This window comes from Pedobacter ginsengiterrae (assembly GCF_039537385.1).
In the GTDB taxonomy this organism is placed as follows: Bacteria; Bacteroidota; Bacteroidia; order Sphingobacteriales; family Sphingobacteriaceae; genus Pedobacter; species Pedobacter ginsengiterrae.
Genome location: NZ_BAABAK010000003.1, coordinates 238,339 through 255,290, shown reverse-complemented (window position 1 = coordinate 255,290; position 16,952 = coordinate 238,339). Strand labels below are relative to the sequence as shown.

Annotated in this window: 17 protein-coding genes and 2 tRNA genes; 10 read left to right on the top strand and 9 right to left on the bottom strand. The window is 35.0% G+C overall.

Going from position 1 to position 16,952, the window contains the following annotated elements:
- Positions 1 to 54: 54 nt before the first annotated feature.
- Positions 55 to 462 carry a hypothetical protein gene (locus tag ABD692_RS03335; protein WP_344764910.1) on the top strand — a complete coding sequence of 136 codons (408 nt, stop codon included), beginning with the start codon at positions 55 to 57 and terminating at the stop codon, positions 460 to 462.
- Positions 463 to 527: 65 nt separating this feature from the next.
- Here ABD692_RS03335 and ABD692_RS03330 read toward each other — a convergent pair whose 3' ends face one another.
- Positions 528 to 2,357, bottom strand: a complete 1,830-nt coding sequence (locus ABD692_RS03330; protein WP_344764909.1) for a DNA polymerase III subunit gamma/tau — start codon at positions 2,355 to 2,357, stop codon at positions 528 to 530.
- Between the two features lie 187 nt (positions 2,358 to 2,544).
- A complete protein-coding gene (locus tag ABD692_RS03325) occupies positions 2,545 to 3,417 on the bottom strand; it encodes an AraC family transcriptional regulator (RefSeq protein ID WP_316759526.1) in 873 nt (290 codons plus the stop codon).
- A 172-nt stretch (positions 3,418 to 3,589) separates the two neighbouring features.
- Here ABD692_RS03325 and ABD692_RS03320 point away from each other — a divergent pair, with 172 nt between their 5' ends.
- On the top strand, positions 3,590 to 4,183 hold the full coding sequence (locus ABD692_RS03320; protein WP_344764906.1) for a hypothetical protein: 594 nt from the start codon (positions 3,590 to 3,592) through the stop codon (positions 4,181 to 4,183).
- 82 nt (positions 4,184 to 4,265) lie between these two features.
- Here ABD692_RS03320 and ABD692_RS03315 read toward each other — a convergent pair whose 3' ends face one another.
- Positions 4,266 to 4,820, bottom strand: coding sequence for a hypothetical protein (locus ABD692_RS03315; RefSeq protein ID WP_344764904.1), 555 nt, complete (start codon positions 4,818 to 4,820; stop codon positions 4,266 to 4,268).
- 277 nt (positions 4,821 to 5,097) lie between these two features.
- On the opposite strand from ABD692_RS03315, the gene rpsF reads away from it, so the two are divergent.
- Genes rpsF through rplI form a run of 3 tightly spaced genes read left to right on the top strand, consistent with a single transcriptional unit; the run spans position 5,098 to position 6,172 of the window.
- Positions 5,098 to 5,454 (top strand): 30S ribosomal protein S6, encoded by a 357-nt coding sequence (rpsF, locus tag ABD692_RS03310; RefSeq protein ID WP_316759519.1) that lies wholly within the window; start codon positions 5,098 to 5,100, stop codon positions 5,452 to 5,454.
- Entirely contained in the window at positions 5,454 to 5,717 is a 264-nt protein-coding gene (gene rpsR, locus ABD692_RS03305) for a 30S ribosomal protein S18 (RefSeq protein ID WP_056093004.1), read from the top strand. Before rpsF ends, rpsR begins: the two co-directional genes overlap by 1 nt.
- 11 nt (positions 5,718 to 5,728) lie before the next feature.
- The gene (rplI, locus tag ABD692_RS03300; RefSeq protein WP_316759516.1) at positions 5,729 to 6,172 is read left to right on the top strand and encodes a 50S ribosomal protein L9; all 444 of its coding nucleotides are present in this window, start codon (positions 5,729 to 5,731) and stop codon (positions 6,170 to 6,172) included.
- Between the two features lie 102 nt (positions 6,173 to 6,274).
- On the opposite strand, the gene ABD692_RS03295 is transcribed toward rplI, so the two are convergent.
- On the bottom strand, positions 6,275 to 6,979 hold the full coding sequence (locus ABD692_RS03295; RefSeq protein WP_344764900.1) for an SDR family oxidoreductase: 705 nt from the start codon (positions 6,977 to 6,979) through the stop codon (positions 6,275 to 6,277).
- Positions 6,980 to 7,106: 127 nt separating this feature from the next.
- Here ABD692_RS03295 and mtgA point away from each other — a divergent pair, with 127 nt between their 5' ends.
- On the top strand, positions 7,107 to 7,835 hold the full coding sequence (gene mtgA / locus ABD692_RS03290; protein WP_344764898.1) for a monofunctional biosynthetic peptidoglycan transglycosylase: 729 nt from the start codon (positions 7,107 to 7,109) through the stop codon (positions 7,833 to 7,835).
- Positions 7,836 to 7,908: 73 nt separating this feature from the next.
- Here mtgA and ABD692_RS03285 read toward each other — a convergent pair whose 3' ends face one another.
- Positions 7,909 to 10,323 carry an AsmA family protein gene (locus ABD692_RS03285; protein WP_344764897.1) on the bottom strand — a complete coding sequence of 805 codons (2,415 nt, stop codon included), beginning with the start codon at positions 10,321 to 10,323 and terminating at the stop codon, positions 7,909 to 7,911.
- Positions 10,324 to 10,420: 97 nt separating this feature from the next.
- Entirely contained in the window at positions 10,421 to 10,900 is a 480-nt protein-coding gene (locus ABD692_RS03280; RefSeq protein WP_316759508.1) for an ABC transporter ATPase, read from the bottom strand.
- Between the two features lie 51 nt (positions 10,901 to 10,951).
- Here ABD692_RS03280 and ABD692_RS03275 point away from each other — a divergent pair, with 51 nt between their 5' ends.
- Entirely contained in the window at positions 10,952 to 11,416 is a 465-nt protein-coding gene (locus ABD692_RS03275; protein ID WP_344764893.1) for a hypothetical protein, read from the top strand.
- A gap of 58 nt (positions 11,417 to 11,474) precedes the next feature.
- Here ABD692_RS03275 and ABD692_RS03270 read toward each other — a convergent pair whose 3' ends face one another.
- Both ABD692_RS03270 and ABD692_RS03265 read right to left on the bottom strand, forming a co-directional pair.
- A complete protein-coding gene (locus ABD692_RS03270) occupies positions 11,475 to 12,263 on the bottom strand; it encodes a (Fe-S)-binding protein (protein ID WP_316759502.1) in 789 nt (262 codons plus the stop codon).
- Positions 12,264 to 12,318: 55 nt separating this feature from the next.
- Positions 12,319 to 13,614: a 4Fe-4S dicluster domain-containing protein gene (locus ABD692_RS03265; RefSeq protein WP_344764890.1), complete on the bottom strand. Its 1,296-nt coding sequence runs from the start codon at positions 13,612 to 13,614 to the stop codon at positions 12,319 to 12,321.
- Between the two features lie 231 nt (positions 13,615 to 13,845).
- Between ABD692_RS03265 and ABD692_RS03260 the strand changes: the two genes are divergently transcribed.
- Both ABD692_RS03260 and ABD692_RS03255 read left to right on the top strand, forming a co-directional pair.
- Positions 13,846 to 13,918: transfer RNA gene (locus ABD692_RS03260), tRNA-Phe, on the top strand.
- Between the two features lie 126 nt (positions 13,919 to 14,044).
- Positions 14,045 to 14,117, top strand: a tRNA-Phe gene (locus tag ABD692_RS03255).
- A gap of 48 nt (positions 14,118 to 14,165) precedes the next feature.
- Here the strand turns inward: ABD692_RS03255 and ABD692_RS03250 are convergent.
- The gene (locus ABD692_RS03250; RefSeq protein ID WP_316759496.1) at positions 14,166 to 14,591 is read right to left on the bottom strand and encodes an SRPBCC domain-containing protein; all 426 of its coding nucleotides are present in this window, start codon (positions 14,589 to 14,591) and stop codon (positions 14,166 to 14,168) included.
- Between the two features lie 767 nt (positions 14,592 to 15,358).
- On the opposite strand from ABD692_RS03250, the gene ABD692_RS03245 reads away from it, so the two are divergent.
- Complete coding sequence (locus ABD692_RS03245; RefSeq protein WP_344764887.1) at positions 15,359 to 16,945, top strand: S41 family peptidase; 1,587 nt, start codon at positions 15,359 to 15,361, stop codon at positions 16,943 to 16,945.
- The last annotated feature ends 7 nt before the right edge of the window (positions 16,946 to 16,952 follow it).

Genomic DNA, 16,952 nt, shown 5'->3' with positions numbered 1-16,952 from the left:
AACCATCTACCCAACCAGTTGTTATAATTAAATACAAAATTAAGAAATACCATCATGGCAGATAACGAAAATAAAGGGTCGCAGGATAAGATTCATAGCACCACTCAAAATAGCGAAATCAATAAAGAAAATTTATCTTACGATAAGCATAAGCAAAGTTATGAACTTGATGTAAAGGGTGAGGATAAAGATTATGATCATCCGATGGGTTATGAAACAGTTGCAGCTGGTGCTGTTGATGATGATTCTACCTATGATGAAGCAAATCCTTATGTTGGTGATGAATACGCGAGAAAGGAAGAAATTGCTGATGATAATTTAGAAGAATTGGGCATGCATGTTGATAATGGAGAAAGTGTTAAGTTAAGTACAGAGGATGAAATTTTAGCTCGTACAGACGAAGATAATCGGGATGATTTGGATGAAGAGGGTTATCCAGTAAATGATGTACCTGCAAAATAACATTACAAAATGTTATAAAAGCACAATAATAAAAAAGCAGAATTAATGGTGTTAATTCTGCTTTTTTATGGATTTACATCTAAATTAAATCGTTTCCTCAATTCTTCCAGCTTTGGGTTTTTGTTAACCAGGTAATCGTATTTCTCCCGATTGCCATAAAGCCTGTTTTCCAACTTACGTTCCATTAGTTTAAAGGTAATGTCTACAGCAAAATTCTGTAGCTCATTCCTGAGGAAATTCATAAGATCTACAGATTCTTGTACAATAAATTGCTCCTGGGTTTTACTTTCGACAGAGATTTCGATTAAAACGGGGCTAAGTAAAGTCGGTGCAAAATTGTTTAAAATCGTAAACAAGTTAATCTTATCGCTTGCTTTTAAAATCTGGATGTAATTGTTCCATACCTCCAAAAGCCTTTCGTAAGTAAAAGTTTGACGGGCTTCTCCAGTAACAGTTTTCGGCTTTCCATCGTCTTCTCCATTAGCAACTCGCTCCAAATCATTTAATGATGGAATTAATGTGCTCGCAGGATTAGCTTTAGGAATTTTAATGCTTATCGATGTTGCCGAAGGTGCTGGATTAACTCTTTGTGTTTCTCTGGCTTGATCTGATGGAACACTTACAGGAACTTCTTGTTTTGTAATGTTTGTGGCCGTTGGAACAGAAGTTTCGCTTTCAGTTTTAGACTTTAAACTTTCTGCTTGTTGAGCTGTTTCGGCTACGACATTAGTTTTTTTTTTATCCTGATCTTGGTCAGTTGCTGTGTTACTAAGGTTTAAGGGTTGCTGCGCCAAATGGACGACAGAGCGGATATGGCACATTTTTATTAATGCCAACTCTACCTGCAGGCGCTGATTTTTAGAGTTTTTATAATTTAAATCGCAACTATTGGCTAGGTTCAGCGCAGTTAACAAAAACGAAAGTTCGGTTTGTTTACACTGCTCAAGATACTTTTGTTTAATATTTTCGCTTACTTCTAACAGTTTAATAGTCGCACTATCTTTACCCACCAACAAATTACGAAAGTGAGAAGCTAAGCCATTTATGAAATTGTTGCCATCGAAACCATTATTTAAAATCTCATCAAATAAAAGTAGCGTTTGGCTAACTTCTGCTGCAGTTAAGTACGAAGTTAATTTAAAAAAGTAATCGTAATCTAAAATATTAAGGTTATCAATTACCGCCTTATAAGTAATGTTCTTATTTGCATAACTCGCAATTTGATCGAACATCGAAAGCGCATCGCGTAAACCGCCATCTGCTTTTTGAGCAATAATATGTAAACCATCAGTTTCGAAAGCAATATTTTCGCGACCAGCAATTGTAGCTAAATGAGACGAAATATCTTCAACCTGAATTCTGTTGAAATCAAAAATCTGGCAACGAGATAAAATCGTTGGTAAAATTTTATGTTTTTCGGTAGTTGCAAGAATAAAAATCGCGTAAGAAGGTGGTTCTTCCAAAGTTTTCAAAAATGCATTAAATGCACTTTGCGATAACATATGAACCTCATCAATAATGTAGATTTTGTATTTGCCTGCTTGTGGAGGTATGCGAACCTGCTCAATCAAACTACGGATATCATCAACAGAGTTGTTAGATGCCGCATCCAGCTCATGGATGTTAAAAGAATGACCAGTTTGGAAAGAAACACAATTCTCGCACTGTCCGCAAGCTTCCATTTCTGCTGTAGGATTAGTACAGTTTATGGTTTTAGCTAAAATACGTGCGCAAGTTGTTTTACCTACTCCACGCGGACCGCAAAATAAAAATGCTTGCGCTAGTTGATTGTTTTTAATGGCGTTTTTTAGCGTACCTGTAATATGCTGTTGACCAACAACGGTTTCAAACGTTGCAGGGCGATATTTACGGGCAGAAACGATAAAATTTTCCATCGGCACGAAAATAGGAAAAATTTAGGTGTTGAGGGATTGAAAAGTTATAATGTTGAAAAGTTGGGTTTAATACTGCTATTTCGTTTATCGCTGGTCGTTGTAGATCTCAAATTTTCACTTACAAATTATCAAATTGCGATCGTCAAATAACAATGAAAATATACCATTAGAACAATTTTAGCCTAAGCTACTTAATTACAGCCTTCAGCTCCTGTCTATATTGTGAAGCACTTTTCCCTGTAAACTCTTTAAAAATCTTATTAAAATGGCTAAAGTTATTAAAGCCGCTTTCGAAGCAGATATTAGCGATACTCATTGGTTTTTCTGCCAATAGTTTAGATGCATGTACAATACGGTACTCATTTACAAACTTGGTAAAAGTTTTTTTGGTTATCTTTTTAAAATACCTGCAAAACGATGGAACAGTCATGCTGGCCATTTCTGCAATATGTTCTAAGCTGATTTCCTCTAAAAAATGATCCTTAACATAATTAAATACCATATTTATACGGTCATTGTCTTGTACTTGCATTTCGAGAGAGAAATTTTGTGCATTCAAGAGTTTGTAGTCAGAAGCCTGTTCTAATTCTCGTAATACACCAAGCAAGGCTAGTAATTTCTCTAATGGCCAGGCGTTATGCATTTTTTCTAATGTCGGGCCAACAAGTTTCATAGTGTCTTTACCAAAGGCGATGCCATACTTAGCCTTTTCAAATAAATTAGCTATTCCTCTGGTTTCTTTAAGTGTTAAAAATTCAGCGCCTAAAAAGTCGGGTTTCATTTGCACCACAACTTCTGTTTTATTACCAGTATTGGTATCCGTAAAGCCGCAATGCGGCAAATTACTGCCAATTAAGATCAAATCGCCATCTGTGTAATACGATACGTGGCTGCCGATTTGCCGCTTGCCTGAACCGCCATTAACGAAAACCATTTCTATTTCTGGATGGTAATGCCATAAATGCGCTTTATTGTTGGCATTCTCAATGTACTTTGAATAATAAAACGAGCTTCCGAAAGAAGGTTCTACAACTTCAAAACTGGGTCTGATTTTCTTCATTTATAAATCAAAAATACAAAATAAAATATGCTTTATTGTTTGGTTTATGTATGAATTTGATATTTAAGGGTAAAATAGCATAGTAATCGGTGAATATAGAATCAACTATGTGCCTGAAACAGTGGTAATTTAGCATTATCAAATAATTACAAACCCTTAAAAATTATTGATCATGAAAAATTTACTTAAAATCAGCCTTTTAGCAGCAACTATTTTTACTGCTTCAGCAACATACGCAAACGACGAAGTTTACACACTTAAGGTAAAAGCAGACGATAGCAAATCTATCCGTTTCTTTATCGATGAGGCTTCTGATATTAATTTATCAATCAGAGAAGTAAACAATGATGTTCTGTTTGAAGAAAGCATTCATTCGAAAGGTGCTTCTACAAAGACTTATGATTTAAATGCTTTGCCAAATGGCGAATATGTGCTTAAAGTAGAATCTGATTCTAAATTAGCAGAATACAAAATTGTTATTGCAAATAACAAAGCTGTTATATCGAAACCTACTATTAAAAATGTTTTCAAACCAGTAATCACAAAAGAAAACTCATTGATTACCCTTAGTCTTGATAACGCAGAAAAAGAGCCTGTTGAAGTTGCGGTTTACAACGAATATAATGAGGAACTTTATAAAGAAACTTTCACCAACAAATCGAAAGTGGTAAAAAGATTCGAAACATTAAAAACTTACGGAAAAGAACTAACTTTTCTAGTAAAGTCAAACAATCAAGAAGCTGTTAAAACTGTTCAAATTCGCTAATTCAATTAAATATTAAATTGATTAGGGATTATCTGAAAAGATAATCCCTTTTTTCGTTTTGAATGATATTTTCTACAATTACTTATTTGCCCCAATTAACCTGGATATTATGCTTTGCAGCGTATGCTTTGCCTTTGTTCATTAAGCTGTCGTAAGTTTGCTCGAAACGGGAACGGTATTGCTGATCTATTTTCTGTATAAGCGCATCTTTATCTTCCTGACTTCCCTTTTTATCGCAAATTTTAGCGTACGCGAGGTATTCATTTTTATAAACAGGAATTACCAATTCATAAAGTTGTATAGAGAATTTTTTAATTTCTTCCTCATCCGCTCCCGATGCAGAAAGTTTTTTCACTTTTTCCAGCGATTGCTCCAGGTATAAAATTTTATTGGTGAGATTTGTGGTGGCTTCGTTTCCTACTTTTTTACTCGATGGAATATCTGGATATTCTTTCGTTTCATCATTTATATGACGGGCCAAATCAGGGCTGGCAAAATCGTTAACCATATTGGTGTTCAGGATAGTGATGTCAAAGAATTTTTCAGGTGTTTCTGAACAAGCAGATAAGAAGAGGGTAGCAGAGGCTAAAAAATAAAAGAGTGTTTTTTTGGATAGTGTTTGTTGTTTAATCATCATCTAATTGGGTTTTGCGTTGAAATTATAATCAGGGTGGGAGCAAATATTGAGCCGATTTGTGATCGTATTGATGTGATATTGGACAAATTTCGTGATTTTTGTAGGCGTAAGTGATTGTTTAAAATCAAACGCTTATGAATCAATGATGATAAACAGTGGTTTTTAAGAAACTTATTAGCTCTTTTTTCTTATTAAAGGTTTGATTTTAAGAAATATATTGTTACTTTTGCCTCCCCGTAATATACCTCGGGATTAAAAAATTAAAAATTTTATAACAATGAATCAGTACGAAACTGTTATCGTTCTAACCCCGTTGTTATCAGAAGATGTTGCGAAAGAAGCTATGGCTAAATTCAAAGCAGTTCTTACTGATGGCGGTGCCGAAATTATCCACGAAGATAATTGGGGTTTAAGAAAATTAGCGTATCCGATCGCTAAAAAATCAAACGGATTTTTCAATTTAACTGAGTATAGTGCTCCAGGTGACTTGATTGCTAAATTAGAATTACAATTAAAACGTGATGAGCGTGTGCTTCGTTTCTTAACCATCAGGTTAGATAAACATGCAGTTGCTTATAACGCTAAAAAACGCAGCGGTGCGTTTAACAAAAAAACTAAGGAGGTTGCAGCGTAATGGCAAGAGAACAAATACAATACGTTACTGCCCCTAAAGTAGAGGATAACCGTAAAAAATATTGCCGTTTCAGAAAAAACGGTATTAAATACATTGATTACAAAGACGCAAACTTTTTGTTAAAATTCATTAACGATCAAGGTAAATTATTACCACGCCGTTTAACTGGTACTTCGTTAAAATTTCAACGTAAAGTGGCTCAGGCTGTTAAACGTGCTCGTCACATCGGTTTGTTACCTTTCGTTGCTGACCAATTAAAATAGGAGGATTTGATATGGAAATTATTTTAAAACAAGATATTAAATCATTAGGCGAGAAAGACGATATCGTTACGGTAAAACCAGGTTATGGTCGTAACTATTTAATTCCGCAAGGATTTGCATCTTTAGCAACTGTTTCTGCAAAGAAAGTATTAGCTGAAAACTTAAAGCAAGCTGCTTTTAAACAAGATAAAATTAAGAAAGATGCTGAAGGTATCGCTGAACGTTTAACTGATGTTAAACTTTCTATCGGTGCTAAAGCTGGCGAAAGCGGTAAAATATTTGGTGCTGTTAACACAATCCAAATTGCTGAAGCATTAAAAGCTCAAGGCTTTGATGTTGACCGTCGTCGTATTACTTTTGAAACTGAACCTAAATTTGTTGGTGATTATATCGCTAACTTAAACTTACACAAAGAAGTGAAAGTTCAGGTTCCTTTCTCAGTAATCGCTGAATAAGCATTTCTTTAAGAATATAAAAAAGTCCTTTCATTTTGAAAGGACTTTTTTCATGGGAAACATATTGATCTGGAACGTAATGTACTTCCTTTTTACATCTTTTTATCCTTTTGGCGTAGTAGGCCTGATTTCGACTTTACTCGGTAAGGTTCTCGCTGGCATTGCCAATAAATCAACAATTAGCTTGCCCATGTCTTCTGGCTGAATTTTCCACGCATCATTTTCGGCATCGGGATTATGATCGTTAAAATGACTGGCAACAGAACCTGGCATAATGGTGCTTACCTTTACACCATATTTTCTTAGATCGAGCATAACCGACTGTGTAAATCCTGTTAAGCCGAATTTACTTGCGTTATAAGCAGAACCACCAGCAAAGAAGTTTGTGCCCGCTAAGCTGGAAATGGTAAAAATAGTGCCTTTAGTTTTTTTAATTTCTTCAACAGAAGCTTTTATACTATAGAAAACTCCAGTAAGGTTGGTGTCGATAATTTCATTCCAAAGGTTAACATCCATTTCATCAATTGGTGCGAAATGTCCAACGCCTGCATTTGCGATCAGCACATCTAATTGTCCCCATTTTTCGACAACCAAATTCACGGCAGCGGTTTGCGAGTTAAAATCTTTCACATCAGCTTCGATCGCCAAAATATCGCCATGTTTAACTAATTCTGAAGCTGCCTGATTTGCACTTGCAATGGTTCTCGCTGTGATGGCAACCTGATATCCATTTTTTAATAGAGCTTCTGCAATGCCAAATCCAATTCCTTTGCTTCCTCCAGTAATTAATGCTACTTTCTTGCTCATAATTTTGTTTCTGATTTAACGAATAAGATGCAAATATGTTTAAGCTGATTTAAAAAAACGTTTAATTTTTGTCATTTACCACTAGATTGAAATTATAGCAAGATTAAGATTTTGCTAACTTTGTGTTATGGCTAAATCCCGAAATACTAAAGCTAAAACTAAAACAAAGCACCCACGTTTAAAACGCATTACTGATATCGCCACTAAGGTATTTATTTACTTTTTGTGTGTGTCGGTGTTTTGGGTGATTACGCTTCGCTTTATTAATCCACCAATTACCTTGTTAATGGTATTGCGAAACATTGAGCGTAAAGCAGATGGAAAGTCTTTTAAAACGGATAAAAAGTGGGTTAAATTCGAGGATATGTCTGATAATATGAAACGTGCAGCGGTATCGGCAGAAGATCAGTTGTTTTTAAAGCACATTGGTTTTGACTTTAAGTCCATCGAAAAGGCTTTTGCCAGTAATTCAAAAGGAAAAAAAGTAAAAGGTGGAAGTACAATCTCGCAACAAACGGCTAAAAATGTTTTTTTGTGGCCTGGTCGCTCATGGATTCGTAAAGGCTTTGAAGCTTATTTTACTTTACTAATCGAAATGTTTTGGAGTAAAGAACGTATTCTGGAAGTTTATTTAAATGTAATTGAAATGGGCGATGGTATTTATGGCGCAGAAGCTGCATCGCAAGAATATTATGGTAAATCCTGCCAGAAGTTAACCCGAAATCAAGCTGCCTTAATTGCTGCCTGTTTTCCAAACCCATTGCGGTGGACTCCTAAAAATGCGACACCATACATCAGGCATCGCCAGTACCTGATTTTAAGGAATATGAAAAGATTAGGGCCTTTGGATTTTTAGTTGGTTTTCGTTATTCTTTTCGTTTAATACAAGTAAGCTAAAAAACCAACCAACTAAACAACTAGCAAGCCAACTAATCGTGATCCTTGTTCCACCTCACCTTTAATTCACCATTTTCATCTACAGCTTTTAGATGTAAAACAATTCCGCGCATCCTGGCTTCGCGTTTTTGTTTTTTGTCGAGCACCTCATCGCCTTTAGGGTTTCTTAAAGGGATATCCATAGCAATGTCAGTGCCCGATGTTAAGCCGTAAATGCCTTTAACATTAAGGTTTAATACACTCGAATTAATCTGCATAGGACTTATTGCTATTTTATCTCCATTAATATTTAAGGTTCCATCGAGGTTATTAATTCGAATATCGGATAAATTACGGTTTGCAAAGGCCAGTTTGCCTACTTTTTCCAATGGTTCGAAATTAACCAAGGCGGCATTTTTAAGATTGAAAACTACTTTTCCGTTAATAGACCTTGGTAGAATTTTTCCGCCATGCGAAATCCGGCCACCGATATTAACCAAGGCGGATAAGTAGCCTCTTAAATTTTGATTGGTAATGCTTTTCTGACCGAAATTATCGAATGAATAAAAGAAATCTTTAACACTTACGTGGCTAATCTTTGAGTTAATTTTAAAGCGGTTTGAAGCTGACTCCTGGATGATGCTACCATTTAAAGAAAGCAAGCCACCAGCATGTGCAACACTTATTTTGTTGAGGAAAATACCCTCATCACGAAGCGAAATATCTGCATCAAGATTCTTGGCCGTAAATTTATCGTAGATAGCTTTATCTACAGTTAGCCGAATATTCATTTTAGAAACTTCTAAAACATTACTTAGTTCTTTCGATACTGTTTTTGTTCCTGCAGAGGATTTCGTTTTTTTCTTTACCGTCCTTGGGCCTAAAAATGGCAAAAACTCATTTAGATAAAGCTGAGGACTATGCATTTTTAAGTTAACTAAAATTTTCTCTGGATCGGTATAATATAGATTTGCAAAATTTGCAATGTTGCAACTTACATTAAGCTCGCTTTTACCTAATTGAAAGTGCCCGTTTTGAATTGATAAGTTGTTTTGATTGAAATCGATATTTAAAGCACTTTTAACTAAATGCATTTTTCTGGGGATGTATAGAATATCTGCATTTGCAATTTTAATTTTACCAGAAACTACGGGTTTGGTAAAACGGAAATTATCAATATCGGCCTTACAATATAAACTTAAACTGGCTGTTCCGTTTTTAAATTCAAAGTCGTTAGTTCCTATTGAGTTATTAAGGTTTGAAAGCGGAAACTGAGAGGTAATTAACCCTGTGGCAATGGGGCGGGCTAAATTGTTTACCGTAAGGGTATCGATTTTTAACGGAGCATTGAAGTACTTTGCTGTTAATTTCAAAAACTTTATAGAAGAATTTTCATCACCAATAATGCCACCAACTGTATCTTGATTGGTAAAAGAACCATCGAAATTTGTAGCCGTTAATGTTCCTGCGGGAATAGAAACGATGTTATCTCTTACTTTTATACCAACTCGAATTAAAGGGTCGCCATATTTTCCCGAGCCGTCGTCGATAATATTTCCTCTTACATCAATTGGTTTTTCGATTCCGAATTTTAAAAGTTTCGAAGAAATGTTTGGAGAAAGGAGCAAGGCTATATCTTTGTATAAAATTTGATCTACAGCTATACTTATGTTAAAGCCCGAGTTGGCTAAATCTATTTTCGCACCAATTTTAAACGGGTTAGCGCCAATTTTAAGTATATCTGGAGCTAGAATTACGGCATCTTCAACCCGACTGTAATGAGCTGATAAAGTACCTTCAAGTAATTTGTCTTTTAAAAAGCTCCCTTTTCTGGTGTTAAAAGCAAAGCTATTAACCATTGTTTTTAACTTGATCTTTCCTGTCCAACCACTATCTGGGTATTCCATTTTACCTTCAATTTGATCAATAGCGAAATTGAATAATTTAAAACGTTTTTGGTTATCGAGAACCAATTTTACATTGTTAAAATTTATATTTTTTATTTCAAGCGCTGATGATTTCGGAGATGATTTTTTTTCTGAAGCAGGTTTGCTTTTGAAAATGCTGGTATTGCTATAACCTGAAGAATCTTGATAGATGTAAACAGAAGCGTTATTTATGCTGATTCTATTTATATTAACATTGCCAGAAAACAAAGAAAATAGGTTTAAGGAAACATCAATATCTTGTGCTTTTAGCAAATCGTGTTTGTGTTGCGCCCACAAACTATCTCGAAGTAAAACATCATTTAGTGAAACAGATATACCTGGAAAACCTTTCAATAAAGTAGGTTCCATACTTTTGGCCGTTATTTTTCCATTAAGGTTTTTATTTAACTGCTCTAAAATAGAGGCTAAAACTTCTTTCTTATTTCGGTTGATGTAAAAAGCACCTGCAAGCCAAGTCAATATGATCAATCCAACAAATACCGAAAGAATTCTTAGAGAAATTTTGAGCCACCTTGCCATAGAGATCGTTTATATTCGGTAATATAAAGCTTTTCCTAGCGATTTTGTTTGGCTAAGGGCAAAATTATTTAAGAGATAAAAGGGGTGGAATTATATATTATAGGAGGTGAGCAAAAACATTTGCATGCCAACTGTTTTCAAACGGAACTTCCCATTTGGTTTCAAGCTCTTGTAAAGTTTGCACCATGTTGTTAAAAACAATTGTTTTTGTAGTAATCTGCTTAATATTTACCAAAGTTTCAAAATCTTCCTTGCCTTGTACATGTACCTCTTCACCTATTTTGTAAGCCATATTAAAACGGTTAAATAGATCTACATGATAACTTTGCTCAATATCTTTAATAATTCTTACTGAGCTATCAATAGAACAGCCAGTTACGTTGGCCTGGCTTTCATCAACTGTTAAAATGATAAAAAAGCCATATCTGATTTCGGCTTTCGCCATTAATTCATTTCCATGAGCTTTCCACTGGCTTGTAAAGGCTTCCAGTTTATGTAAAATCTCAATTTCTTCTACCGAAGAAAACTTTCTATTGCTTTGGTATATCCAAACTCTTGATTGTGGAGAAAAAATCATACTACAAATTTATCATTTTATTTAACTTGGTATATCCTAAACGCCATCCTTATGAAAAAGTTTACATTCTGCTTGAAATTACTTTGTATTCCTGCCATTTGTTTGCTTTTATGGGCTTTTTCGTTTAGAGATTCTTTAGAAGAATATGCTGAATTTCTTCAAAAAAGCCTGATTGAACATTACGATTCGAGCCAGGAAAGCAAGTTGGTTAAGAAGTATGAACTGAATGTTACCAACAATGGTTTTTGCAGGTATAAACGTTATTTTAATAATGGAAAAGTAGAATACTTTGCTTTTAAACTGGCTAAATTTAAGGATTTGGATTACTATGGAACCGCAAGCTCTGGACAATTATTTTTAAGAACTAAAATCGACGATGTTATTGTTCAGACTTATAATGATAAAAAAGGCGATGTAGATTCGATGGCTGCCTGTATTGTAATTCCTTTAAAAAACATTGAAGCAGAAGATTTAAATATTATGAAAGAACGCTTAACTAAAATTAATAATCCTTAAGTTTTATTATAAAGCTTTGCTGAGAAGGTTTTGTAATTCCTCAGCAAAGCCGATTTAATTACAGCCCATTTGCTCTTGCCGTAATTTCAGCAATATCTAAAACTTTAACTTCCTGTTCTTTATCTTTTAGCTTAATTCCATCGCTTAACATGGTCATGCAGAATGGACAGCCAGCGGCAATTACTTGTGGATTTGTTTGCAATGCTTCATCAATGCGTTCTACATTGATATCTTTGTTGCCTTTTTCGGGTTCTTTAAACATTTGTGCACCACCAGCGCCACAGCATAAGCCGTTACTTTTACAGCGTTTCATTTCAACCAGTTGCGCATCTAAAACTTCTAAAGCTTTTCTCGGAGCTTCGTAAATTCCGTTTGCACGGCCCAAATAGCAGGGATCATGATACGTAATTTTACGTCCTTTAAAGCTTTCGCCGCCTTCTGCTTTTAATTTGCCTTCATTTATTAAATCCTGAATAAGCTGGGTGTGATGAATGACTTCGTAAGTGCCACCTAAGCCTGGATACTCGTTTTTAATAGTATTAAAACAATGCGGGCAGCCTGTTACTATTTTTTTTATGTTGTATGCATTCAATACCTCAATGTTGGTCATGGCCTGCATCTGAAACAAAAACTCATTTCCAGCTCTTTTTGCAGGGTCGCCTGTGCAACTTTCTTCGGTACCTAAAACAGCGTATTTCATCCCAACGTGATGTAATATCTTGCAAATATCGCGGGTTATTTTTTGAGCTCTTTCGTCATAACTTCCAGCACAACCTACCCAAAATAATATTTCTGGTTCTTCTCCTGCGGCCATTAATTCGGCCATTGTAGGGACTTTAAATTCCATCTTTTAAATATCAAGTATCAAGTTTAAAAACCTGAGGTTTATTAATAATTCTAAACTAATTTTCCTGTGCCCAGTTAAAACGATCGGCAGGTGAATATTTCCATGGTGCCTGGTTGTTTTCGATATTGCCAAGCATGGCATTAATGCTCGATGGTGCCTGCGATTCTTCCATCACTGCAAAGCGACGTAATTCCATAATAATCTGCAATGGGTCTATATTTACAGGACAGGCCTCCACACAAGCATTGCAACTGGTGCAAGCCCAAATTTCTTCTCTCGAAATATAGTCGTCAAGTAAGGATTTGCCATCCTGATGTTCGGCGCCATTCTTATCTATATTTTTACCTACTTCAGTAATTCTGTCGCGGGTATCCATCATAATTTTTCTTGGCGATAATAATTTACCAGTAATGTTTGCTGGGCAAACAGAAGTGCATCGGCCACATTCGGTGCAAGTGTAAGCATTCATCAGGTTTACCCATGTTAAATCAGTTACATCTTTTGCGCCAAATTTACCTGGTTCAGTTTCTGCAGGAACAAAAGAAGGATCGAGCATGGCTTTAACTTCGTTGGTAACAGAAGCCATATTAGTAAATTCACCTTTAGGCTCCAGGTTTGAAAAGTAGGTATTCGGGAAGGCAAAAAGAATGTGGAAGTGTTTTGAGTAGGGCAGGTAATTTAAAAAAGCTAAAATGCCAATAATATGAAACCACCAACAACCTCTTTCGATCAATTCTAATGCATTAACTGTATTTGGCAACAGGCCTTGTAAAAACTGACTTACGGGAAATGAGCCTGCATTAACGTAATGGCCTGCGCCTAAGGCCTGTAGTTTTGCATCAGCTGCATTCATCAGTAAAAAAGCCGACATTAATAATATCTCGGTAATCAAAATATAATTTGCATCAGATTTTGGCCAACTAGTCATTTCGACACCTCTAAAGCGCTTTAATTTTAAAATATTTCTCCTAACTAAGAATATTGCGCATGACAGCCATACTGTAAAAGCTAATATCTCAAATGAGCCAATAAGGAAGTTATATAAACCGCCTAAGCCGTGAAAAATACGATGGGTTCCGAAAAGGCCATCGATCATAATTTCTAAAACCTCGATATTAATGATTACAAAACCAACATAAACGAAAAAGTGTAAAAATGCTGGAATAGGGCGGACCACCATTTTCGATTGGCCAAAGGCTACCCTAATCATGGTTATTAACCTTTTTTTAGGTTGATCGTTACGATCAACAGCTTTACCTAAGCGTATATTGCGGATAATTTTTCGAAAATTAACTGAAAATAGCGCAACTGCGGCCAATGTTATTAGGAGAAAAAGAATTTGGCTTACCATCTGTTTTTAGGTTTGTTAGTGCTAAATTAGGATATTTAATTCAAATAAATTACTATGCATGCATAAAAAAATAGGATAAATTGTTGTTTGTATTTATTCTAAATTTAGTTTTCGCATTAAATTTAAAGCGCTGTAAAAATTAATTAATTGATAATCAGTTAGTGAAAAGGTTTTTTTAGAAAAAGTTTTGCTTTTGAAAAAAGAACGCTACATTTGCAATCCCAAACGGAAGGTGCCTTAGCTCAGTCGGTAGAGCAAAGGACTGAAAATCCTTGTGTCGCTGGTTCGATTCCAGCAGGCACCACTTTCCAAAGCCTTTCAGAAATGAAAGGCTTTTTGGTTTTTAAAGTTGAGAACAGTAGCGAATATTTTTTCAATTCGGTTCTTGGATTTGAAAAAAAGAATATTACATTTGCAATCCCAAAAGGGAGGTGCCTTAGCTCAGTCGGTAGAGCAAAGGACTGAAAATCCTTGTGTCGCTGGTTCGATTCCAGCAGGCACCACTTCCTAAAGCCTTTCAGAAATGAAAGGCTTTTTTGGTTTTAACAGGTTTATTTTTCAGCCAATTCTTTTACAAGAGCCAATGCTTTCGGCCAGGTATCATTCATATAATCTTTCCAGTCGTTGCTAATATTTAGTTCAATATCTAAAATGGTATGTCCGTCTTTTTCTGTTAAGGTGTAATTTTCATACGCATCACCCCAATTTTTATCTAAATCCTCTTTTCCATCTTTAATTTCGCCCAAATGTTTTATAGATAAAAATTTAAAAGGTATATTTTCTTCAATTCTGGAAACCATACCATTTCCTGTTCCATCTCCGAATATTGCTTTACTACCTTTTTCCCAATCTGTTTCTACCGAAGAACCTTCTGCAAAAACTGAAGTCCATTTAGGATAAGTATCTGTGCCTAACAGAATGTCCCAAACTTTTTCTGCCGATGCTTTAACCTCTTTTTTAAATTCTATTTTTTCCATTTTCTGAGATTTTAATTTTCCAAATTAAATATACATTGTTCTCTATAAGTTATTGGGGTGTAAGAGAGACAAATTAAAAGGCATTTAGGTCTACTTATTTCTTCTGTAAAATACTAAACAAACGTTTGATTAGAGTGATAAAAGCATATTTCTACTATTCTTTGTAATATAGCTTTTAGCTCTAATCTTCGGTAATTCTATTTACCTCTACTATATTCAGGCCTTCATCTACTTTATTAAATTAGCTTCAAAGTATTATCTATTTTTATTATAGATAAATAAACAAGCGTATGATAAATGTAACTTATAAAACATCTCTACGAAAATTAAATCGGGTTAAAATCGGCGATGAGATCGTAGATGAATATGAGAACCAAGGTAAGGTTGTCAAAATAAACAAAACAAAATCTACCATAGGGAGAGAATATTTGTTTTTACTCGATAACAGGCAAATGATTTACATTTTAAGCGAAGCTATTTGATAAAAAAACTACTTAAACTATTCCTGTTTAAACCCATTTCAGTTAGTAGAAGAACTGAGATTCATTGTAGCATATAATGTCATCCCATTTAGCTACAACAAAAGCCTTTCAGGATTGAAAGGCTTTTTATCGTTAAATAATTGTTATTTAACGGTACATTGATTAAATATATTTGGAATAACCTTACATTAGATTATCTGTTTTTTCTGCGAAATTTTTTTAAAACAAACTTTTATGCCAAAAAAAACGTATTTAGTTTAATATCGTTAGAACATTGTATCAGCCATGAAAAGATCTACCCGACAATACCTTATGCTAATAACCCTTATTAGTATATCGGTGATTAGTGCTTGTAAGAAAAGCGAACCCGCACCAGCGGTTACACCGACTCCAACTCCAGTGGCTGCTACAAGAGATGAGCTAACAAAGGATTCGATTTTTTTATATGCTAAAGAACTTTACTACTGGAATACATCGTTACCAACGTACGAGGCCTTTAAACCCCGCAGTTACAGTTCTAATGAAACAGAATTATATGCAATTACGCAATTTTCTTTAAACCCAGCTACAGGAAAACCTTATGAATATGTTAATGGAAGTACATCGCCTAAATATTCGTTTTTTGATTATGGTACCACAGGGAAAACAGCATCTTTAAAAGCAGATATAAATGGCAGTGAAACCGATTATGGTTTTTCAGTTTTATATAACACGACTACAGATTTACGCGTTAAATACGTTTATCCAAATTCGCCTGCAAGTCAGCAGGGTTTATCAAGAGGGTGTAAGATTACAGCCGTAAATTCGCAAGCAAATTTAACTTACAGCTCAAGCAACGTTACTTTTTTAAATAGTGCCTTATTTGGTACAAATAGCAGTGTAACAGTAACCTTTACCGATTTGGCAGGTGTTTCTAAAACTGTTACCGTAAATAGAGCTACCTATACTTTAAATCCGATATTATACACAAACGTATATACGGTTGGTACAAAAAAGGTAGGATACATTGTTTTTAATAGCTATACCAATAATGCGAATGCAGCAATAAGTACAGCATTTGCAAATTTTGCAAGTCAGGGTGCAACCGAAGTGATTGTAGATTTAAGGTATAATGGAGGTGGTTATGTAAGTACTGCAACGCAAATTATTAACATACTTGGTCCTGCTGCGCAAACGGGTAATACAATGTATACCTCTTATTATAATGCTTATTTGCAGGGCCTAACTACAGCACAGCGAAAAGCATCTATTTTAGCTAAGCAACCGATAACCGATGATGCAGGTAAATTACAGCCATTTAAGGGTGGTGTAAATGATACTTATGCAACTTATGCCGACTTAAATTATTCATCAACTTCGGCAGATAATATTGAGAAATTTGCAAAATCTGGTGCATTAAACCTAAGTAGAGTATATTTTATTGTAACCAATGCAACTGCTTCAGCAAGTGAATTAACCATTAATAGTTTAAAGCCTGTTATGGATGTTAAATTAATTGGAACAACCACCTATGGTAAGCCAGTTGGCTTTTTCCCAATTAAAATTGATAAAGTAGATATGTATATTCCTGAGTTTGAAACCAAAAATCAAACTGGAACTGGTGGTTATTATGCAGGGTTAACTGTTGACAAAGAAGCTTTTGAAGATTTAACAAAAGCTTGGGGAGATGAATCAGAAACACTATTGTCATACGCTTTGCTTTACGCAAAAACAGGTAGTTTCGTAACTACAGCGGCTAAAACGTCAAGCTTAAGCGCCCAATCTACAACAATGCCAACAAGGTTATCAGTTGCAGAACTTAACTTAGTGTCAGAAACTCTGGACCAAAATAGTTTTAAAGGAATGGTAAAAGAACCACGTAAGAAGTTTTAATTATAGG